General features: G+C 57.5%; 9 protein-coding genes, 2 tRNA genes and 3 rRNA genes. 13 read left to right on the top strand and 1 reads right to left on the bottom strand.

All coding sequences use genetic code 11. The features are described from left to right. Positions 1-38: 38 nt before the first annotated feature. From aptA to yfiB, 13 genes are all read left to right on the top strand, one after another. The gene (gene aptA / locus AC1MEW_RS33675; RefSeq protein WP_322270485.1) at positions 39-1,388 is read left to right on the top strand and encodes an omega-aminotransferase AptA; all 1,350 of its coding nucleotides are present in this window, start codon (positions 39-41) and stop codon (positions 1,386-1,388) included. Positions 1,389-1,464: 76 nt separating this feature from the next. Next, the gene (locus tag AC1MEW_RS33670; protein WP_323570564.1) at positions 1,465-2,958 is read left to right on the top strand and encodes a CoA-acylating methylmalonate-semialdehyde dehydrogenase; all 1,494 of its coding nucleotides are present in this window, start codon (positions 1,465-1,467) and stop codon (positions 2,956-2,958) included. A 625-nt stretch (positions 2,959-3,583) separates the two neighbouring features. Then, positions 3,584-5,122: ribosomal RNA gene (locus AC1MEW_RS33665) — 16S ribosomal RNA — on the top strand. 83 nt (positions 5,123-5,205) lie between these two features. After that, positions 5,206-5,282, top strand: a tRNA-Ile gene (locus AC1MEW_RS33660). A gap of 32 nt (positions 5,283-5,314) precedes the next feature. Continuing rightward, a tRNA-Ala gene (locus AC1MEW_RS33655) sits at positions 5,315-5,390 on the top strand. A gap of 234 nt (positions 5,391-5,624) precedes the next feature. Beyond that, positions 5,625-8,516, top strand: a 23S ribosomal RNA gene (locus tag AC1MEW_RS33650). A 173-nt stretch (positions 8,517-8,689) separates the two neighbouring features. Further along, a 5S ribosomal RNA gene (gene rrf, locus AC1MEW_RS33645) occupies positions 8,690-8,805 on the top strand. Together the 16S, 23S and 5S rRNA genes with 2 tRNA genes alongside form the textbook arrangement of a ribosomal RNA operon. Positions 8,806-8,960: 155 nt before the next feature. Beyond that, a complete protein-coding gene (gene recC / locus AC1MEW_RS33640; protein ID WP_480425027.1) occupies positions 8,961-12,413 on the top strand; it encodes an exodeoxyribonuclease V subunit gamma in 3,453 nt (1,150 codons plus the stop codon). Continuing rightward, on the top strand, positions 12,410-16,099 hold the full coding sequence (gene recB / locus AC1MEW_RS33635) for an exodeoxyribonuclease V subunit beta (protein WP_201200354.1): 3,690 nt from the start codon (positions 12,410-12,412) through the stop codon (positions 16,097-16,099). The genes recC and recB overlap by 4 nt, the downstream gene beginning before the upstream one ends. Beyond that, a complete protein-coding gene (gene recD / locus AC1MEW_RS33630; protein WP_480425026.1) occupies positions 16,096-18,204 on the top strand; it encodes an exodeoxyribonuclease V subunit alpha in 2,109 nt (702 codons plus the stop codon). The genes recB and recD overlap by 4 nt, the downstream gene beginning before the upstream one ends. 119 nt (positions 18,205-18,323) lie before the next feature. Then, positions 18,324-18,899 carry a regulatory sequestration protein YfiR gene (gene yfiR / locus AC1MEW_RS33625; RefSeq protein WP_201200356.1) on the top strand — a complete coding sequence of 192 codons (576 nt, stop codon included), beginning with the start codon at positions 18,324-18,326 and terminating at the stop codon, positions 18,897-18,899. Continuing rightward, positions 18,896-20,164, top strand: a complete 1,269-nt coding sequence (dgcN, locus tag AC1MEW_RS33620) for a diguanylate cyclase DgcN/YfiN (protein ID WP_201200358.1) — start codon at positions 18,896-18,898, stop codon at positions 20,162-20,164. Before yfiR ends, dgcN begins: the two co-directional genes overlap by 4 nt. A 56-nt stretch (positions 20,165-20,220) precedes the next feature. Then, positions 20,221-20,673, top strand: a complete 453-nt coding sequence (yfiB, locus tag AC1MEW_RS33615; protein ID WP_480427386.1) for an outer membrane lipoprotein YfiB — start codon at positions 20,221-20,223, stop codon at positions 20,671-20,673. Here the strand turns inward: yfiB and AC1MEW_RS33610 are convergent. Continuing rightward, the gene (locus AC1MEW_RS33610; RefSeq protein WP_322270486.1) at positions 20,670-21,617 is read right to left on the bottom strand and encodes a LysR family transcriptional regulator; all 948 of its coding nucleotides are present in this window, start codon (positions 21,615-21,617) and stop codon (positions 20,670-20,672) included. The two genes, yfiB and AC1MEW_RS33610, sit on opposite strands and share 4 nt — an antisense overlap. Positions 21,618-21,677: the final 60 nt, after the last annotated feature.

Raw genomic sequence — 21,677 nt, 5'->3', positions numbered from 1 at the left:
GATCTCTATGCCGCTTATTGCCCTGCGAGGTTTTGCTCATGAACTTGCCCGAAAACGCCCAGTCTTCCCTGGCCAGCCAGCTCAAACTGGATGCGCACTGGATGCCCTACACCGCTAACCGCAATTTCCAGCGCGATCCGCGACTGATCGTTGCGGCCGAAGGCAGTTGGCTGACAGACGATAAGGGCCGCAAGGTCTACGATTCGCTCTCGGGTCTGTGGACCTGTGGCGCCGGGCACACTCGCAAGGAAATCCAGGAAGCGGTTGCCAAGCAGTTGGGTACCCTCGATTACTCGCCGGGCTTCCAGTACGGCCATCCGTTGTCGTTCCAACTGGCCGAGAAAATCACTGACCTGACGCCGGGCAATCTGAATCACGTGTTCTTCACTGACTCGGGTTCCGAGTGTGCTGACACGGCGGTGAAGATGGTGCGTGCCTACTGGCGCCTGAAAGGCCAGGCGACCAAAACCAAAATGATCGGCCGTGCCCGTGGTTACCACGGCGTGAACATCGCCGGCACCAGTCTCGGCGGCGTGAACGGCAACCGCAAAATGTTTGGTCAGGCAATGATGGACGTCGATCATCTGCCGCACACCTTGCTGGCCAGCAATGCTTACTCCCGTGGCATGCCGAAAGAAGGCGGTATCGCTCTGGCCGATGAGCTGCTGAAACTGATCGAGCTGCACGACGCCTCGAATATCGCGGCGGTGTTCGTCGAGCCAATGGCCGGTTCCGCTGGCGTGCTGGTTCCGCCTGAGGGTTACCTCAAGCGTCTGCGTGACATCTGCGATCAGCACAACATCCTGCTGGTGTTCGACGAAGTGATCACCGGTTTCGGCCGTACCGGTTCGATGTTCGGCGCCGACAGCTTTGGCGTGACCCCGGACCTGATGTGCATCGCCAAGCAAGTCACCAACGGCGCGATCCCAATGGGCGCGGTGATTGCCAGCTCCGAGATCTATCACACCTTCATGAACCAGGCGACGCCGGAGTACGCGGTGGAATTCCCGCACGGCTACACCTATTCCGCGCACCCGGTGGCCTGTGCTGCTGGCCTGGCGGCACTTGATCTGCTGCAAAAGGAAAACCTGGTGCAGAGCGTGGCCGAAATCGCTCCGCATTTCGAAAATGCGTTGCACGGTCTGAAAGGTTCGAAAAACGTCATCGATATTCGTAACTACGGCTTGGCTGGCGCGATCCAGATTGCCGGGCGTGACGGCGATGCGATTGTGCGTCCATTCGAAGCCGGGATGGCGCTGTGGAAAGCCGGGTTCTACGTACGCTTTGGCGGCGACACCCTGCAGTTCGGCCCAACCTTCAACAGCAAGCCGCAGGACCTGGATCGTCTGTTCGATGCGGTTGGCGAAGTGCTGAACAAGATCGACTGATTTCTCCCTCTATATATGTACAAACACCAGGCGCCCCTCGACGGGCGCCGGTGGACAAAAATTTCAGGAGTACCGCATGAGCCTCATCCCGCATTTGATCAATGGCGAACTGGTGACCGAAGAAGGTCGCACGGCTGACGTGTTCAACCCGTCGACCGGCAAGGCCATCCACAAGCTGCCATTGGCCAGCCGCGAAACCATTCAAAAAGCCATCGACGCGGCCAAAGCTGCATTCCCGGCCTGGCGCAACACGCCGCCGGCCAAACGTGCCCAGGTGATGTTCCGCTTCAAGCAACTGCTGGAGCAGAACGAAGCGCGCATCGCGCAATTAATCAGCGAAGAGCACGGCAAGACGCTGGAAGATGCGGCCGGTGAACTGAAGCGTGGGATTGAGAACGTCGAGTTTGCTTGTGCGGCGCCGGAGATCCTCAAGGGCGAGTACAGCCGTAACGTCGGCCCAAACATCGATGCATGGTCGGATTTCCAGCCGTTGGGCGTGGTTGCGGGCATCACTCCGTTCAACTTCCCGGCCATGGTGCCGCTGTGGATGTACCCACTGGCGATCGTCTGCGGTAACTGCTTCATCCTTAAACCGTCCGAGCGTGATCCGAGCTCCACGCTGCTGATCGCTCAGTTGTTGGTCGAAGCGGGTCTGCCTAAAGGTGTGCTGAGCGTTGTGCATGGCGACAAGACCGCCGTGGATGCGTTGATCGAAGCGCCGGAAGTCAAAGCGCTGAGCTTCGTTGGCTCGACGCCGATTGCCGAGTACATCTATGCCGAAGGTACCAAGCGCGGCAAACGTGTCCAGGCACTGGGCGGGGCGAAGAACCATGCGGTGCTGATGCCGGATGCGGATCTGGATAACGCCGTCAGCGCACTGATGGGCGCGGCTTATGGTTCCTGCGGTGAGCGTTGCATGGCGATCTCGGTGGCCGTGTGCGTCGGTGACCAGGTGGCGGATGCGTTGGTGGCCAAGTTGGTACCGCAAATCAAGGCGCTGAAGATTGGTGCCGGTACGTCGTGTGGTCTGGACATGGGGCCGCTGGTTTCCGGTCAGGCTCGCGATAAAGTCAGTGGCTATATAGAAGACGGCGTTTCTTCGGGTGCGACCCTGGTGGTGGATGGCCGTGGTCTGAGCGTGGCCGGCCATGAGGAAGGGTTCTTCCTGGGTGGCTGCCTGTTCGATAACGTCACGCCGGAGATGCGCATCTATAAAGAAGAGATCTTCGGGCCGGTGTTGTGCGTCGTTCGGGTCAACAGCCTGGAAGAGGCGATGCAACTGATCAACGATCACGAGTATGGCAACGGTACCTGCATCTTTACCCGTGACGGGGAAGCGGCGCGGTTGTTCTGCGATGAGATTGAAGTCGGCATGGTCGGGGTCAACGTGCCGTTGCCGGTGCCAGTGGCGTATCACAGCTTTGGTGGCTGGAAGCGCTCGCTGTTCGGCGATTTGCACGCTTATGGCCCGGATGGCGTGCGTTTCTATACCCGTCGTAAGGCCATCACCCAGCGCTGGCCACAACGGGCGAGCCATGAAGCTTCGCAATTCGCGTTCCCTAGCTTGTAAGTAGAAGGGAAGAAGGCCGGCTCCTTGGGGCCGGCCTTCGCGTTTCTGGGCTTTTCTGACTTATATGACAGAATTGTGAAAATAGGTGTTGACGGCAGATTCTGGAAGTCTATAATTCGCCCCACTTCCGGCGCAGTCGAAACGGAAAACTCCTTAGTAAACAAAGAGTTATGCGGTTTTCGACAGCGAGTTGCTTCAGGTCATCGAAGCCCAGAAGGAGTTGGTAGAGCGGTGTTGTAGGGCTCTATTAACGGTTCGATCTTCTCGGTCGAAAGTAGCGGAAAAGAGGTGTTGACAGCAGCGAGTAACGCTGTAGAATTCGCCTCCCGCTAACGAGAGATCGGAAGCGCAAGTGGTTGAAGTTGCAAAGGAAACTTTGAAAACTTCTGAAAATAACCGCTTGACAGTGACAGAGGCTGCTGTAGAATGCGCGCCTCGGTTGAGACGAAAGATCTTAACCAACCGCTCTTTAACAACTGAATCAAGCAATTCGTGTGGGTGCTTGTGGGGTCAGACTGATAGTCAACAAGATTATCAGCATCACAAGTTACTCCGCGAGAAATCAAAGATGTAACCAACGATTGCTGAGCCAAGTTTAGGGTTTCTTAAAAACCCAAAGATGTTTGAACTGAAGAGTTTGATCATGGCTCAGATTGAACGCTGGCGGCAGGCCTAACACATGCAAGTCGAGCGGCAGCACGGGTACTTGTACCTGGTGGCGAGCGGCGGACGGGTGAGTAATGCCTAGGAATCTGCCTGGTAGTGGGGGATAACGCTCGGAAACGGACGCTAATACCGCATACGTCCTACGGGAGAAAGCAGGGGACCTTCGGGCCTTGCGCTATCAGATGAGCCTAGGTCGGATTAGCTAGTTGGTGAGGTAATGGCTCACCAAGGCGACGATCCGTAACTGGTCTGAGAGGATGATCAGTCACACTGGAACTGAGACACGGTCCAGACTCCTACGGGAGGCAGCAGTGGGGAATATTGGACAATGGGCGAAAGCCTGATCCAGCCATGCCGCGTGTGTGAAGAAGGTCTTCGGATTGTAAAGCACTTTAAGTTGGGAGGAAGGGCATTTACCTAATACGTAAGTGTTTTGACGTTACCGACAGAATAAGCACCGGCTAACTCTGTGCCAGCAGCCGCGGTAATACAGAGGGTGCAAGCGTTAATCGGAATTACTGGGCGTAAAGCGCGCGTAGGTGGTTCGTTAAGTTGGATGTGAAATCCCCGGGCTCAACCTGGGAACTGCATTCAAAACTGTCGAGCTAGAGTATGGTAGAGGGTGGTGGAATTTCCTGTGTAGCGGTGAAATGCGTAGATATAGGAAGGAACACCAGTGGCGAAGGCGACCACCTGGACTGATACTGACACTGAGGTGCGAAAGCGTGGGGAGCAAACAGGATTAGATACCCTGGTAGTCCACGCCGTAAACGATGTCAACTAGCCGTTGGGAGCCTTGAGCTCTTAGTGGCGCAGCTAACGCATTAAGTTGACCGCCTGGGGAGTACGGCCGCAAGGTTAAAACTCAAATGAATTGACGGGGGCCCGCACAAGCGGTGGAGCATGTGGTTTAATTCGAAGCAACGCGAAGAACCTTACCAGGCCTTGACATCCAATGAACTTTCTAGAGATAGATTGGTGCCTTCGGGAACATTGAGACAGGTGCTGCATGGCTGTCGTCAGCTCGTGTCGTGAGATGTTGGGTTAAGTCCCGTAACGAGCGCAACCCTTGTCCTTAGTTACCAGCACGTAATGGTGGGCACTCTAAGGAGACTGCCGGTGACAAACCGGAGGAAGGTGGGGATGACGTCAAGTCATCATGGCCCTTACGGCCTGGGCTACACACGTGCTACAATGGTCGGTACAGAGGGTTGCCAAGCCGCGAGGTGGAGCTAATCCCAGAAAACCGATCGTAGTCCGGATCGCAGTCTGCAACTCGACTGCGTGAAGTCGGAATCGCTAGTAATCGCGAATCAGAATGTCGCGGTGAATACGTTCCCGGGCCTTGTACACACCGCCCGTCACACCATGGGAGTGGGTTGCACCAGAAGTAGCTAGTCTAACCTTCGGGAGGACGGTTACCACGGTGTGATTCATGACTGGGGTGAAGTCGTAACAAGGTAGCCGTAGGGGAACCTGCGGCTGGATCACCTCCTTAATCGACGACATCAGCTGCTCCATAAGTTCCCACACGAATTGCTTGATTCATTGAAGAAGACGATAAAGAAGCAGCCCGAAATTGGGTCTGTAGCTCAGTTGGTTAGAGCGCACCCCTGATAAGGGTGAGGTCGGCAGTTCGAATCTGCCCAGACCCACCAATTTTGCTTGTGTGGGACACCTGTAGAAATATGGGGCCATAGCTCAGCTGGGAGAGCGCCTGCCTTGCACGCAGGAGGTCAACGGTTCGATCCCGTTTGGCTCCACCACTACTGCTTCTGTTTGTTGAAAGCTTAGAAATGAGCATTCCATCCTGGTGATGGTGAATGTTGATTTCTAGTCTTTGATTAGATCGTTCTTTAAAAATTTGGGTATGTGATAGAAAGATAGACTGGACGTTACTTTCACTGGTAACGGATCAGGCTAAGGTAAAGTTTGTGAGTAATTGCGAATTTTCGGCGAATGTCGTCTTCACAGTATAACCAGATTGCTTGGGGTTATATGGTCAAGTGAAGAAGCGCATACGGTGGATGCCTTGGCAGTCAGAGGCGATGAAAGACGTGGTAGCCTGCGAAAAGCTTCGGGGAGTCGGCAAACAGACTTTGATCCGGAGATGTCTGAATGGGGGAACCCACCTAACATAAGTTAGGTATCTTAAGCTGAATACATAGGCTTAAGAAGCGAACCAGGGGAACTGAAACATCTAAGTACCCTGAGGAAAAGAAATCAACCGAGATTCCCTTAGTAGTGGCGAGCGAACGGGGACTAGCCCTTAAGTGGCTTTGAGATTAGCGGAACGTTCTGGAAAGTACGGCCATAGTGGGTGATAGCCCTGTACGCGAAAATCTCTTAGTCATGAAATCGAGTAGGACGGAGCACGAGAAACTTTGTCTGAATATGGGGGGACCATCCTCCAAGGCTAAATACTACTGACTGACCGATAGTGAACTAGTACCGTGAGGGAAAGGCGAAAAGAACCCCGGAGAGGGGAGTGAAATAGATCCTGAAACCGTATGCGTACAAGCAGTGGGAGCCCACTTTGTTGGGTGACTGCGTACCTTTTGTATAATGGGTCAGCGACTTATTTTCAGTGGCGAGCTTAACCGAATAGGGGAGGCGTAGCGAAAGCGAGTCTTAATAGGGCGTCTAGTCGCTGGGAATAGACCCGAAACCGGGCGATCTATCCATGGGCAGGTTGAAGGTTGGGTAACACTAACTGGAGGACCGAACCGACTACCGTTGAAAAGTTAGCGGATGACCTGTGGATCGGAGTGAAAGGCTAATCAAGCTCGGAGATAGCTGGTTCTCCTCGAAAGCTATTTAGGTAGCGCCTCATGTATCACTGTAGGGGGTAGAGCACTGTTTCGGCTAGGGGGTCATCCCGACTTACCAAACCGATGCAAACTCCGAATACCTACAAGTGCCGAGCATGGGAGACACACGGCGGGTGCTAACGTCCGTCGTGAAAAGGGAAACAACCCAGACCGTCAGCTAAGGTCCCAAAGTTATGGTTAAGTGGGAAACGATGTGGGAAGGCTTAGACAGCTAGGAGGTTGGCTTAGAAGCAGCCACCCTTTAAAGAAAGCGTAATAGCTCACTAGTCGAGTCGGCCTGCGCGGAAGATGTAACGGGGCTCAAACCATACACCGAAGCTACGGGTATCACTTAGGTGATGCGGTAGAGGAGCGTTCTGTAAGCCTGTGAAGGTGAGTTGAGAAGCTTGCTGGAGGTATCAGAAGTGCGAATGCTGACATGAGTAACGACAATGGGTGTGAAAAACACCCACGCCGAAAGACCAAGGTTTCCTGCGCAACGTTAATCGACGCAGGGTTAGTCGGTCCCTAAGGCGAGGCTGAAAAGCGTAGTCGATGGAAAACAGGTTAATATTCCTGTACTTCTGGTTATTGCGATGGAGGGACGGAGAAGGCTAGGCCAGCTTGGCGTTGGTTGTCCAAGTTTAAGGTGGTAGGCTGGAATCTTAGGTAAATCCGGGATTCTAAGGCCGAGAGCTGATGACGAGTGTTCTTTTAGAACACGAAGTGGTTGATGCCATGCTTCCAAGAAAAGCTTCTAAGCTTCAGGTAACCAGGAACCGTACCCCAAACCGACACAGGTGGTTGGGTAGAGAATACCAAGGCGCTTGAGAGAACTCGGGTGAAGGAACTAGGCAAAATGGCACCGTAACTTCGGGAGAAGGTGCGCCGGTGAGGGTGAAGCATTTACTGCGTAAGCCCATGCCGGTCGAAGATACCAGGCCGCTGCGACTGTTTATTAAAAACACAGCACTCTGCAAACACGAAAGTGGACGTATAGGGTGTGACGCCTGCCCGGTGCCGGAAGGTTAATTGATGGGGTTAGCTAACGCGAAGCTCTTGATCGAAGCCCCGGTAAACGGCGGCCGTAACTATAACGGTCCTAAGGTAGCGAAATTCCTTGTCGGGTAAGTTCCGACCTGCACGAATGGCGTAACGATGGCGGCGCTGTCTCCACCCGAGACTCAGTGAAATTGAAATCGCTGTGAAGATGCAGTGTATCCGCGGCTAGACGGAAAGACCCCGTGAACCTTTACTATAGCTTTGCACTGGACTTTGAATTTGCTTGTGTAGGATAGGTGGGAGGCTTTGAAGCGTGGACGCCAGTTCGCGTGGAGCCAACCTTGAAATACCACCCTGGCAACTTTGAGGTTCTAACTCAGGTCCGTTATCCGGATCGAGGACAGTGTATGGTGGGTAGTTTGACTGGGGCGGTCTCCTCCTAAAGAGTAACGGAGGAGTACGAAGGTGCGCTCAGACCGGTCGGAAATCGGTCGTAGAGTATAAAGGCAAAAGCGCGCTTGACTGCGAGACAGACACGTCGAGCAGGTACGAAAGTAGGTCTTAGTGATCCGGTGGTTCTGTATGGAAGGGCCATCGCTCAACGGATAAAAGGTACTCCGGGGATAACAGGCTGATACCGCCCAAGAGTTCATATCGACGGCGGTGTTTGGCACCTCGATGTCGGCTCATCACATCCTGGGGCTGAAGCCGGTCCCAAGGGTATGGCTGTTCGCCATTTAAAGTGGTACGCGAGCTGGGTTTAGAACGTCGTGAGACAGTTCGGTCCCTATCTGCCGTGGACGTTTGAGATTTGAGAGGGGCTGCTCCTAGTACGAGAGGACCGGAGTGGACGAACCTCTGGTGTTCCGGTTGTCACGCCAGTGGCATTGCCGGGTAGCTATGTTCGGAATAGATAACCGCTGAAAGCATCTAAGCGGGAAACTAGCCTCAAGATGAGATCTCACTGGGACCTTGAGTCCCCTGAAGGGCCGTCGAAGACTACGACGTTGATAGGTTGGGTGTGTAAGCGCTGTGAGGCGTTGAGCTAACCAATACTAATTGCCCGTGAGGCTTGACCATATAACACCCAAGCAATTTGCTTGCTTCGAGCTGAAAAGCGAAAGAGCACCAGATTGCGGTGTGTGAAGACGAAACGAACCGAAAGTTCGAGGCACTCACAAAACACCACGATCTATCACATACCCATTCGCTGGAGCGTACTCCGCAAGGAGAACGACCTGGCTACCGAATTTCTTGACGACCATAGAGCATTGGAACCACCTGATCCCATCCCGAACTCAGCAGTGAAACGATGCATCGCCGATGGTAGTGTGGGGTTTCCCCATGTGAGAGTAGGTCATCGTCAAGATTAAATTCCGAAACCCCTATCTGCGTATGCAGGTAGGGGTTTTGTTTTGCCCGCAGGAAAGTTCATACAGCATCTTCAGACGGCTCCCGGCTGTCACAGTCTCCCGACAGTGCTAAGGTTCGGCCCTAGCTTTTGTATTTTCCCAAGGAAGCCTTATGCCGGACGCCGCGTCCCTCAATGCTGGTTTTATGGTGGTTCAAAGCAACAGTTTGGATGAACTGCGTAGCCTTGTGATCAGCGTAATGCGGCACTACCCGTTGGCTCCCCTGGAAAATGAAATCGCCTTGGTGCAGAGCAACGGTATCGCTCAATGGCTGAAGCTCGCACTGGCCGAAGACCCTGAAGACGACGATATGGGCGGTTGTGGCATCGCGGCGGCAATCGATGTGCAATTGCCGGGTAGCTTCATGTGGCAGCTCTATCGCATGGTCCTGGGTCGTGACGAAATCCCGGTGAAATCCCTGCTCGATAAAGCGCCGCTGACCTGGCGTCTGATGCGCCTGCTACCGCAGCTAATCGACCAACCTTATTTCGAACCCCTGCAACGCTTCCTCACTCATGACACCGATTTGCGTAAACGCTATCAGTTGTCCGAGCGTCTGGCGGATCTGTTCGATCAATACCAGGTGTACCGTGCCGACTGGCTGGAGGATTGGGCAGAAGGTCGACATCAACTACGTAATGGCAGAGGGGAAGCCAAGGCGCTAACCCCGGCCAACTGCTGGCAGGCAGAGCTGTGGCGTGCGCTACTGTTGGATGTAGGGGAACAAGGCATGGCCCAAAGCCGTGCCGGCGTTCACCAACGGTTTATCGAACGCATCAACCGTCTCGACTCCGCGCCAGATGGATTACCGTCCCGGGTGATCGTTTTCGGGATCTCTTCGCTGCCCGCTCAAGCACTGGAAGCACTCGCCGGACTGGCTCGATTCAGCCAGGTCTTGCTGTGCGTTCACAACCCATGTCGTCACCATTGGGCAGACATCGTCGCCGATAAAGACCTGTTGCGGCATCAATACAAGCGTCAGGCGCGCAAAAGCGGCATGCCGGTTGTACTCGACCCGCAAACCCTTCACCAACACGCTCACCCCCTATTGGCCGCGTGGGGCAAGCAGGGACGGGACTACATCAATCTGCTCGACAGCTATGACGATCCCGGCAGCTATCGCGCGGCATTTCGTGATGGTCGCATCGACCTGTTCAGCGATAGCCAACCACAAAATATGCTCAATCAGTTGCAGGACGACATCCTGGAACTGCGTCCTTTAAACGAAACCCGCGAGCATTGGCTGGCCGTCGATCCACACATCGATAAATCGATCCGTTTTCACATCGCCCATAGCGCCCAGCGAGAAGTGGAAATCCTTCACGATCAACTGCTCGAGCGTTTCAGTGCTAATCCGGATTTAAGACCTCGCGACGTGATCGTGATGGTTCCGGACATTGACAGCTACGCTCCGCACATCCGCGCGGTGTTTGGTCAGCTAGAGCGCAACGATCAGCGTTTCATTCCCTTCACTTTGGCGGATCAGGGGCAACGCGGCCGTGATCCGTTACTGATTGCTGTCGAACACCTGCTCAAGCTGCCGGACAGTCGTTTCCCGGTTAGCGAGATTCTCGATCTGCTGGACGTACCCGCACTCCGTGCTCGGTTCGGCGTCGAAGAGCGTGACCTGCCAACGCTGCACCGCTGGATCGAAGGTGCCGGCATCCGCTGGGGAATGAATGCTGAGCAACGCGCGGGCCTTGGTCTACCCGAGGAGTTGGAGCAAAACAGTTGGCGTTTCGGTCTTCGGCGAATGCTGCTGGGTTACGCGGTCGGCGGCGCCAGTGCCTGCGAAGGTATAGAACCCTATGACGAAATTGGTGGGCTGGATGCTGCGCTCATCGGTCCGTTGGTGGCTCTGCTCGACGCGCTGGAGATTGCGCATCAAGAACTTACGCAGCCGGCTGCTCCAAAAGAGTGGGGCGTGCGTTTGCAAGGGCTGGTTCAGCTGTTTTTCAAGGCCAGTAACGAGCACGACGACTACTTGCTGGCTCAACTCGAAGAGCTGCGTGAAACCTGGCTCGATACCTGTGAATCAGTGGGATTGCAGGACAAGTTACCGTTAACCGTAGTCCGTGAAGCCTGGTTGGCCGGTCTTGACCAAGGCCGCTTGTCCCAGCGCTTTCTAGCCGGTGCAGTCAACTTTTGCACGCTCATGCCGATGCGGGCGATCCCGTTCAAACTGGTTTGTCTGCTCGGCATGAATGATGGAGATTACCCTCGAGCGCAACCGCCGCTGGACTTTGACCTGATGGGCAGTGATTACCGCCCCGGCGATCGCTCCCGGCGTGAAGATGACCGCTACCTCCTGTTGGAGGCTCTGTTGTCCGCCCGCAATCAGCTCTATATCAGCTGGGTAGGCCGCAGCATTCGCGATAACAGCGAGCGGCCGGCATCGGTACTGATTGGCCAATTGCGCGATCATCTCGCCAGCGGTTGGCGGCTGGAGGGCGACGCCGATGATTTGCTTGAGGCAATGACACAGGAACATCCCCTGCAACCGTTCAGCGCCCGCTACTTTCACGAAGGCGATGCGCTGTTCAGCTACGCCAGCGAGTGGCAAGTGCTTCATCAAGCCAGTGAGCAAGCAACTGATGTCGAGGTCCTCGAACCCTACATTCAGGAGGAGCCGCTGGGCTTGGGGCAATTGCAGGATTTCCTGCGCAATCCCGTACGACACTTCTTCAGCCAGCGGCTCAAGGTGTTCTTTGAAGCGGCCGAAGTCCCTTTGGCCGATGAAGAACCCTTCGTTCTCGACGCGCTGCAACGCTACAGCCTCAGCGACAGTTTGCTCGAAGCAGCACTGAGTCAGCTGGATCACTCCGATCAAGCGTTGGAAGCACAGGCCATACGCCTGCAAAACAGCGGCCTGCTGCCCATGGCCGGTTTCGGCGAATGTCTTCAACGAGAGTTGATCGAGCCACTGCCGGATCTGCTGCAACGTTATCAACAACTCCTGACGTTATGGCCGACACTGCTCGCCAGTGCCTTGCCGGTGAGTCTGGAATTGCACGGCTTGCGTCTTGAAGGCTGGCTCAGTGGCCTGCATCAACGCGCAGACGGTGGCTTGCTGTCGGTCACCACGATTCCCAACAGTATCGGCTCGATCAAGACTCGCAAATGGCATCGCTTGACGCGGCCATGGGTCAATCACTTGGTCGCCTGCGCCAGCGGCATATCGATGACCACCGCGCTGGTCGCCAGCGACGACAGCTTGCTGCTGGAACCTTTGGAAAAGGATGCCGCATTTCAGATCCTCGGTAACCTGCTGCTGGCCTGGCAAACAGGTATGCGTCAACCGTTGCCCATCGCGGTGAAAACTGCCTTCGCCTGGCTCAGTCAAACCGACCCGGTCAAAGCCGAAGCCGCCGCGCGAAAAGCCTACGAAGGCGATGGTCAGACTACCGATGGTGAGCGCCGCGAAAGCCCGGCACTCACCCGGCAATTCGCCGACTACGACAGCCTGACTGCCGACGAGACCTTCACCGATTGGTGCGACGCTTTGTACCGGCCACTGCTCGAAGCCCCTTGGCGCTCACTGACCAGCGAGGGCGCGCGCTCATGACGACGAAGACACCGTTGGCCCTGGCCTTTCCTCTGCGCGGCAGCCAACTGATCGAGGCCAGCGCCGGGACCGGCAAGACCTTCACCATCTCCGCGCTATATCTGCGTCTGGTCCTTGGCCATGGCGGCGAGTCGAGTGGTTTCGGGCGTGAGCTGTTACCGCCGCAAATCCTCGTCGTGACCTTCACCGACGCCGCCACCAAAGAACTGCGCGAGCGTATTCGCACCCGCCTGGCCGAAGCCGCACGGTTTTTCCGGGAAGAGACCCCCGCGCCGGACAGCCTTATTGCAGAGTTGAGGGAGCAGTTCCTTCCCGAGCAATGGTCCGGTTGCGCAAACCGTCTGGACATCGCTGCTCAATGGATGGACGAAGCGGCTGTGTCGACCATTCACAGTTGGTGCCAGCGCATGCTGCGCGAGCATGCCTTCGACAGCGGCAGTCTATTCACTCAGACCCTGGAAACTGATCACAGCGATCTGCTGGGCGAAGTCCTGCGCGATTACTGGCGACTGTTCTGTTACCCGATGCAGGGCGATGCGCTGAACTGGGTTCGCGGCAATTGGGGTGGTCCTGCGGCATTGCTGCCGCGGGTGCGAGGGCTGTTCGCCAGCGAACGCGAGAGCGTTGAAGGAAAAGAACCTGCCGAGCTCATTGCCGAGTGCCTGCTCGAACGTCGCACGGCGCTGCTCGAACTGAAGATGCCGTGGCGCCAATGGGCGGACGAATTGCTGGCGATCTGTCACCAAGGCGTGGCGAGTAAAAGCGTCGACGGGCGCAAAATGCAGGCGCGCTACTTCGAACCCTGGTTCGAAAAGCTCAAGGCCTGGGCCGACGACGAGGCCCTCGAACAACTGGACATCGGCACCGGCTTCACTCGCCTGACCAACGATGGCATGGCCGAAGCCTGGAAAGGCGAAGCACCTCATCATCCCGGGCTAGACGCTATGCCTGGCCTCAAGGTCAGTCTCGACAGTTTGCCGACGCCTGACGCTGCGGTTCTGCAACACGCTGCTCAGTGGGTAGGTGCCCGGTTCGAAGAGGAAAAACGTCGCCGTGCGGAAATGGGTTTCGATGACATGTTGCTGCGCCTCGACGCAGCGTTGCAGTCCGACGGTGGTGAGCGCCTCTCCACCCTGATTCGCGAACAGTTTCCGGTGGCGTTGATCGACGAATTCCAGGACACCGACCCGGTGCAGTACCGCATCTTCGAAAGCATCTATCGCATCGAAGAAAACAATCCCGAGTGTGGTCTGTTCCTGATCGGCGACCCGAAGCAGGCGATCTACGCCTTCCGCGGCGCCGACATCTACACCTATCTGCGTGCTCGTCAGGCCACCACCGGCCGTCTGCATACATTGGGCACCAACTTCCGTTCAAGCCATGGCATGGTCGATGCCGTAAACCATGTTTTCGAACGCGCGGAGTCTCGTGAGACCGGGCGCGGTGCATTCCTTTTTCGCGAGAAAAGCGGCGAAAACCCGGTACCTTTCCTGCCTGTCGAATCCCAGGGTCGCAAAGAAGTTCTGCACGTTGATGGTCAGAGCGTGCCGGCGCTGAATATCTGGCATCTGTCCGCAGATCAGCCGCTGTCCGGCGTGGTGTACCGACAACAACTGGCTGGCGCTTGCGCCAGTGAAATCAGCGCTCTGCTCAATGGCGGGCAACAAGGTCGTGCCGGCTTCATACAGGACGGCAAGGACTTCAGAGGCCTGCTACCCGCGGATATCGCGATTCTGGTACGCGACGGTAAAGAGGCCCAGGCCGTGCGTGGCGAACTCTCTGCCCGCGGTGTGCGCAGCGTGTATCTGTCGGACAAGGACTCGGTGTTCGCCGCCCAGGAAGCGCACGACCTGCTGACCTGGCTCAAGGCCTGCGCCGAACCGGATGTCGAGCGTCCACTGCGGGCCGCATTGGCCTGTATCACGCTGAACCTCTCGCTGGCCGAACTTGAGCGGTTGAATCAGGACGAACTGGCCTGGGAAGCACGGGTCATGCAGTTCCGCCGTTATCGCGAGATCTGGCGCAAGCAGGGCGTGCTGCCGATGCTGCGTCGTTTACTGCATGACTTCAAACTGCCCCAGGCATTGATCACCCGCAGTGACGGCGAGCGCGTGCTGACCAACCTGCTGCACCTGTCTGAATTACTGCAACAAGCCGCCGCCGAACTCGATGGCGAACAAGCCCTGATCCGCCATTTGTCCGAGCACTTGGCACTGTCCGGTCAGGCGGGTGAGGAGCAAATCCTGCGCCTGGAAAGCGACGAACAACTGGTCAAGGTCGTAACTATTCACAAGTCGAAGGGGCTTGAGTACCCCTTGGTATTTTTGCCTTTCATCTGTTCGGCGAAACCGGTGGATGGCAGTCGTTTGCCACTGCATTACCACGACGCCACGGGCAAAGCCCAGGTGACCCTGAGGCCGACAGCCGAGTTGATCGCCCAGGCCGATGACGAGCGACTGGCCGAGGATTTGCGCTTGCTCTATGTGGCGCTGACCCGCGCGCAGCATGCCTGCTGGCTTGGTGTGACTGACCTCAAGCGTGGCAATAACAACAGCTCGGTGCTGCACTTGTCAGCATTGGGTTATCTGTTGGGCGGTGGTGCGGCGCTGGCCGAACCTGCGGGCCTGAAGCGCTGGCTGGAAGACTTGCAAGAGGATTGCCCGGCGCTCCGTTATAGCGAGATGCCCGAAGCGACAGGCGAGCATTACCATCCGCCGCGTAATGAAGCGACTTTACTCGCGCCGTTGATTCCCAAACGCAAGGCCAGTGAAAACTGGTGGATCGCCTCCTACAGCGCCTTGCGCATTGGCGACATCTTGAGTGTGGGCACTGACGAAGCACCGGAAAGCCCGCAAGCGCAAAAACTCTTTGACGACGAACGTCTCGACCCCGAAGCACCACGGGACGTGGTCACTGGCGGCGCTGACATTCACCGCTTCCCCCGTGGTCCGAACCCCGGCACCTTTCTCCATGGTTTGTTGGAATGGGCTGGTGATGAAGGCTTCAGCGCAACGCCAAAAGCGGTGGAAGACGCCGTTGGCCGTCGCTGTAATCGCCGCGGCTGGGAAGGCTGGATCGTCACGTTGAGTGACTGGCTGCAGCACCTGCTCAGATCGCCGTTGCACATCGGCGGCGGGCAGCCTCCAGTGGTCTTTGAGCAACTCAACCAATACCGGGTCGAGATGGAATTCTGGTTCGCCAGTCATAAAGTCGATGTGCTCAAACTCGATGAACTGGTGCGCCAATACACCCACAACGGCGTGGCCCGAGTGGCCGCTGAGCCGGTGATGCTCAATGGCATGTTCAAAGGCTTTATCGACCTGACGTTCGAGCATGAAGGTCGTTACTACGTCGCCGACTACAAATCCAACTGGCTCGGCGTCGATGATTCGGCTTATACCGAGCAAGCCATGGAACAATCGATCCTCGATAACCGCTACGACCTGCAATACGTGTTGTACCTGTTGGCCCTGCACCGTCAGCTCAAGGCGCGGCTGCCCGATTATGACTACGACCGACATGTCGGTGGCGCGTTGTACCTGTTCCTGCGCGGAACGCGAGCGGCCAGCCAGGGCGTTTATTTCGCCCGTCCGCCTCGGGAATTGATCGAGCGTCTGGATCGTCTGTTCCAGGGCAAGCAGGAACTCAAGGCCGAGCCCGCCTGGGAACAGGGAGTACTGCTATGAGCCGCACCTTCGCCGATTTGTTGCCCACGCCATTGGCGGCCGAAAGTCTGGCAGACCTGGCGCCGTTGACTCGCGCGGACGACCTTTTGCTGCTGCTCACCCGTTGGGTCGAACGCGGTTGGCTGCGTGCCCTGGACAAGGCCTTCGTCGCCTTCCTTCATGAACTCGCCCCCAATGATGATCCGCTGGTGTTGCTGGCGGCAGCGTTGACCAGTCACCAGCTCGGTCACGGTCATGTCTGCCTGGACTTGTTCGAGACGCTCAAGGCGCCGGATTTCGCCCTGTCGCTGCCACCCGAAGGCGATCTGCAAAGTGGCGCGATGTTGCTGCCATCACAATTGCTTGAAGCGCTGGACGGCGCTCACTGGTGCAAGGTACTGGCCGCCAGCAGTCTGGTGGCACTGGTGGTAGACGGTTGTGAAGAAGCCCGGCATCGGCCCCTGGTGTTGTCGGGCAAGCGTCTGTACCTGCGCCGCTACTGGGCTTATGAACGGCGCATCGACAATTCCCTGCGTCAACGCCTGGCGGAACATGAAGCAACGCCGGCGGATTTGCTCCAGCGCCTGACCGGTTTGTTCGGCCCCGCCAAGCCTGGTGAGGTGATCGACTGGCAAAAACTCGCGTGCGCCCTGGCCACTCGCGGCGCGTTCAGTATCGTCACCGGCGGTCCGGGGACCGGCAAGACCACTACGGTGGTGCGACTGCTGGCGCTGCTCCAGGCGCCTGCCGTGGAGGCCGGAAAACCGTTGCGTATTCGTCTGGCCGCACCGACCGGCAAGGCAGCAGCGCGGCTGACGGAATCCATCAGTCAGCAAGTACAAACCCTGACGGTAGCCGAGGCAGTACGGGACAAGATTCCGTCCGACGTCACCACTGTGCACCGTTTGCTGGGCAGTCGGCCCGGCACCCGACATTTCCGTCACCACGCCGGTAATCGCTTGCCACTGGATGTACTGGTCGTCGATGAAGCATCGATGATTGACCTGGAGATGATGGCCAATTTGCTCGACGCGTTGCCGGCCCATGCGCGTCTGGTGCTGCTCGGTGACAAGGACCAACTGGCCTCCGTGGAGGCCGGTGCCGTGTTGGGCGATTTGTGTCGCGACGCCGAGGCCGGGTGGTACAGCCCGCAGACTCGCCAGTGGCTGGAGGCTGTCAGCGGCGAAAGTCTCGAGACCAGCGGTTTGCATGAGGACCTGGAGGGCACTCATCCCTTGGCCCAGCAAGTGGTGATGCTGCGACACTCACGTCGATTCGGCGAGGGCAGCGGCATTGGTCAGTTGGCGCGTTGGGTCAATCAGCAACAACCCGATGAAGCTCGCAAGCTGTTGGCCGAACGTAACTACAAAGACGTGTTTTCCCTGCCGCTCAAAGGTGAACAGGACAAAGCGCTGGAGCGTTTGCTGCTGGACGGCCATAACGACGGACCACCAGGTTATCGGCATTACCTGAGTCTGCTGCGCAACCAGCGACCACCCGTTGACTGCGCCCTTGATGACAAACGCTGGACTGAGTGGGCGCGGCAAGTGTTGCAAGCCTTCGATACCTTCCAGTTGTTGTGCGCTGTACGCAAAGGGCCTTGGGGTGTCGAAGGCCTGAATCAACGAGTCACCGACGCCTTGCTCAAGGCCCGGCTGATCGACAGCGATCAGCAGTGGTACGAAGGCCGGCCGGTGCTGATGACTCGCAACGACTACGGCCTGGGCTTGATGAACGGCGACATTGGCATTGCGCTCAAATTGCCGGAGCGCGAGGGGCCCGAGGCAGGCAAGCACGTACTGCGTGTCGCCTTTCCGCGCAACGACGGCCAGGGTGGCGTGCGTTTTGTTCTGCCGAGCCGACTCAACGATGTCGAGACGGTGTACGCAATGACCGTGCATAAATCTCAGGGCTCGGAATTTGCCCACACAGCGTTAATTCTGCCTGATGCCCTGAACCCGGTACTGACCAAAGAACTGATCTACACCGGGATCACCCGGGCCAAGGACTGGTTCACTCTGATCGAGCCGCGTGCCGGTGTGTTCGAGGAGGCCGTGCAACGCAAAGTGAAGCGTTTGAGCGGGTTGATGCTGGAGTTGGAGGCGGGTGATAAGTCTAGCCCTTAAAATGCCAATCGGTTGACGACGGATATCTGTCCGAAGTGCCCTGTTCCGCGGCCTCGCTGGCGTTTCGGTGCTGTGCTATCGTTGCGGCATCATTCCGTTAAGATCGAAGAGAATCCTGCATGAAGGTGGCTGTCCGAGCGACAGAGTGCGTTATTGGCTGCAAGCGCGTATTGCTTGTCGGCCTACTCTGTTTGCTAACTGGCGTCGCGTCCGCTCAGCCTGAAACGGCCGTCAGCATGGCCGATCAACGTGCCAAAGCGGTCACCCAAGTGGTGCTCGGGATTCTCAGTTATGCCCGCTGGCCCGTGGAGCCTGCGCAGTTGCGGCTGTGTGTGGTCGGTCCGACCGAATACACCGACGATCTGGTCAAGGGCTCGACCCAGGCCACCGGTCGACCTGTCACCGTAACCAGACTACTGGCCGACAATCCGGCAATTGCCAGTGAGTGCGATGCCGTCTATATCGGCAAGTTGACCGCCGATGAGCGCAGTCGCTTGTTCACCTCGTTGAACGGTCGCCCGGTGCTGAGCATCAGCGAAGGCAGCGATCAATGCACCGTTGGCAGCCTTTTCTGTCTGCGGGTCAGCGACGATCAGGTGTCCTTCGAGGTCAACCTCGACTCCGTCGCCCGCAGTGGTGTGCGGATTCACCCCAGCGTGCTGCAACTGTCGCGCCGCAAGCCGGCGGCACCATGAGTCTATTCAAATCGGGTAAGCGCCCAACCTTGCGTTCGGTCATCGGTCGCGGTCATTTGATCGTCGCGCTGGTCGGCGTGGCCATGGCCAGCGTCTCGCTGACGTTGCTCGGGGTTCTGGCGTTGCGGGTCTATGCCGACCACAACCTGCACCTGATTGCTCGCTCGATCAACTACACCGTCGAAGCCGCAGTGGTGTTCAACGACAAGGTCGCCGCCACCGAAGCGTTGGCTTTGATCGCGTCCACCGAAGAAGTCGCCGATGCCCAAGTGCTCGACGAGCAGGGTGTGCTGCTGGCCCGTTGGCAGCGACCGGAAACCGGGTTGTTCTCCGATCTCGAAATGCAGATCGCCAAGGCCTTTCTGGAAAAACCCATCAGCATGCCCATTCTTCATCAGGGCCAGGAGATCGGCAGCATTCAGCTCACCGGCCACGGTGGCAGCCTGATGCGCTTCTTGCTCAGCGGGCTGATGGGGATCGTCGTGTGTACGGCGGTCAGTGCCTGGGTCGCGCTTTATCTGGCGCGCCGACAGCTTCGCGGAATCACCGGCCCGCTGCGCAGCCTGGCGTCCGTGGCTCACGCGGCCCGCAGCGAACGTGCCTTCGACCAACGCGTGCCGCCGGCCGACATCGCCGAGCTGGATAACCTGGGCAACGACTTCAATGCATTGCTCGATGAGCTCGAAGCCTGGCAAACCCACCTGCAAAGCGAGAACGAAACCCTGGCTCACCAGGCCAGCCATGACAGCCTTACCGGGTTGCCGAACCGGGCGTTTTTCGAAGGTCGGCTGATTCGCGCGTTGCGCAATGCCAACAAGCTCAATGAGCGCATGGCGGTGCTGTTTCTCGACAGCGACCGGTTTAAAGAGATCAACGACAACTTCGGTCATGCCGCTGGCGATGCCGTGCTGGTGGCGGTGGCCACGCGGGTGCGTGCGCAGTTGCGCGAAGAGGATCTGGTGGCGCGTCTGGGCGGCGATGAGTTTGCTGTCCTGCTGACGCCGTTGCACAAGACCGAAGACGCTGAGCGCATTGCCGACAAGATCATTGCCAGCATGGCGGCGCCCATTTCGTTGCCAGGCAACACCTCGGTGTTGACCTCACTCAGTATCGGCATTGCCGTCTATCCCGATCATGGCGCCACACCGGGTGCCCTGCTCAACGCCGCCGATGCGGCGATGTACCAAGCCAAGCGCCTGTCCCGAGGCGCACAGCACACGGCCGGGTCGGAGCACCCTGTCGTCCATATTCAAACCAGGAGCTAATTTCTGTGTTCTCAATCCCTCAACGTTCCCTGCGATTTTTCACTCTCATTCTGTTCATGGGCTTATTGGCGTTGACCGGTTGCCAGACCGCGCCACAAAAAGGTCTGACCCCGGCGCAGATCGCCGTACTCAAGCAACAAGGTTTCGAGTTGACCGACGAAGGCTGGGCGTTTGGCCTGTCCGGCAAAGTGCTGTTCGGCAGCGACGTTGAAAGCCTGAATTCCCAGAGCACCGAGATCGTCCAACGGATCGGCAAGGCGCTGCTGGGTGTCGGCATTGAGCGGGTGCGGGTCGACGGCCACACCGATGCATCGGGCAAAGAGACTTACAACCAGCAGTTGTCCCTGCGCCGGGCGAAAAGCGTTCGCAACGTGCTGACGGCGGTCGGGATGAAGGAAGAGAACATCAAGCTTCAAGGACTTGGCAGCACTGAGCCGGTTGCTTCCAATGACACGACCGCTGGCCGCACCGAGAATCGCCGGGTGTCGATCGTGGTGATCGCCGATTAATCGGCGAACAACATCTCCCGAGTTTCCCCCATCAACAGGTCCTGATTTTGCTCTGTAACTTGGCGGATGTAATCCCACAAAAGGGTGATCCGCTTGAGCTTGCGCAGGTCCTCCCGACAGTACATCCAGAACTGTCGGGTGATGTTGATCTCTTCCGGCAACACCGGCAGCAGTCGTGGGTCCTGCGCCGCCAGGAAGCACGGCAGGATCGCCAGTGATCGCCCTTGCTGCGCCGCCACGAACTGCGCGATCACGCTGGTGCTGCGCAGGTTGGCGCTGGCGCCGGGCAGCACGTTCGCCAGGTACAGCAGCTCTGAGCTGAAGGCCAGGTCATCGACATAACTTATGAATGAATGCTTACCCAAGTCCGCCGGGCGGCGGATCGGTGGGTGTTTGTCGAGGTAATCCTGGGTCGCGTACAGCTGCAATTTGTAGTCGCAGAGTTTGCAGCAGACGTACGGGCCATGCTCCGGGCGTTCCAGGGCGATGACGATGTCGGCCTCGCGCTTGGACAGGCTGATGAAGTGCGGCAGCGGCAGGATGTCCACCGAGATCGCCGGGTAGGCGTCGACGAAATGGCTCAGCTGCGGGGTGATGAAAAAACTGCCGAAACCCTCGGTGCAACCCATGCGCACATGCCCGGACAACGCCACGCCGGAGCCGGAAACCTGCTCGCAGGCCATGTGCAACGTGCTTTCAATCGACTCGGCGTAACCCAGCAAACGCTGGCCTTCGGCGGTCAGGACGAAGCCGCTGGTCCGGGACTTCTCGAACAGCAATGTGCCCAACGCCGCTTCCAGCGAACTGATGCGTCGGGACACGGTGGTGTAGTCCACCGCCAGGCGCTTGGCCGCGGTGCTGGCCTTGCGGGTGCGGGCGACTTCGAGGAAAAACTTGAGGTCATCCCAGTTCAGCGAACCTAAAGACGTGATGTTTTTTTGCATGTTGGACCGGCTTTTATGTGCGTTCTTATTAGAAGTTTGCACATCTATACTCCAAAAACA

The organism is Pseudomonas sp. ASL4, from assembly GCF_056680395.1.
Note: the sequence above shows the minus strand (reverse complement) of the source record. Positions and strands in the feature narration are given on the sequence as shown.

Bases quoted from the DNA above. Each gene is read 5' to 3' on its own strand.
- AC1MEW_RS33610 (WP_322270486.1), bottom strand. From the start codon at position 21,617: ATGCAAAAAAACATCACGTCTTTAGGTTCGCTGAACTGGGATGACCTC.
- recD (WP_480425026.1), top strand. From the start codon at position 16,096: ATGAGCCGCACCTTCGCCGATTTGTTGCCCACGCCATTGGCGGCCGAA.
- recB (WP_201200354.1), top strand. From the start codon at position 12,410: ATGACGACGAAGACACCGTTGGCCCTGGCCTTTCCTCTGCGCGGCAGC.
- dgcN (WP_201200358.1), top strand. From the start codon at position 18,896: ATGAGTCTATTCAAATCGGGTAAGCGCCCAACCTTGCGTTCGGTCATC.
- yfiR (WP_201200356.1), top strand. From the start codon at position 18,324: ATGAAGGTGGCTGTCCGAGCGACAGAGTGCGTTATTGGCTGCAAGCGC.
- AC1MEW_RS33670 (WP_323570564.1), top strand. From the start codon at position 1,465: ATGAGCCTCATCCCGCATTTGATCAATGGCGAACTGGTGACCGAAGAA.
- aptA (WP_322270485.1), top strand. From the start codon at position 39: ATGAACTTGCCCGAAAACGCCCAGTCTTCCCTGGCCAGCCAGCTCAAA.
- recC (WP_480425027.1), top strand. From the start codon at position 8,961: ATGCCGGACGCCGCGTCCCTCAATGCTGGTTTTATGGTGGTTCAAAGC.
- yfiB (WP_480427386.1), top strand. From the start codon at position 20,221: ATGGGCTTATTGGCGTTGACCGGTTGCCAGACCGCGCCACAAAAAGGT.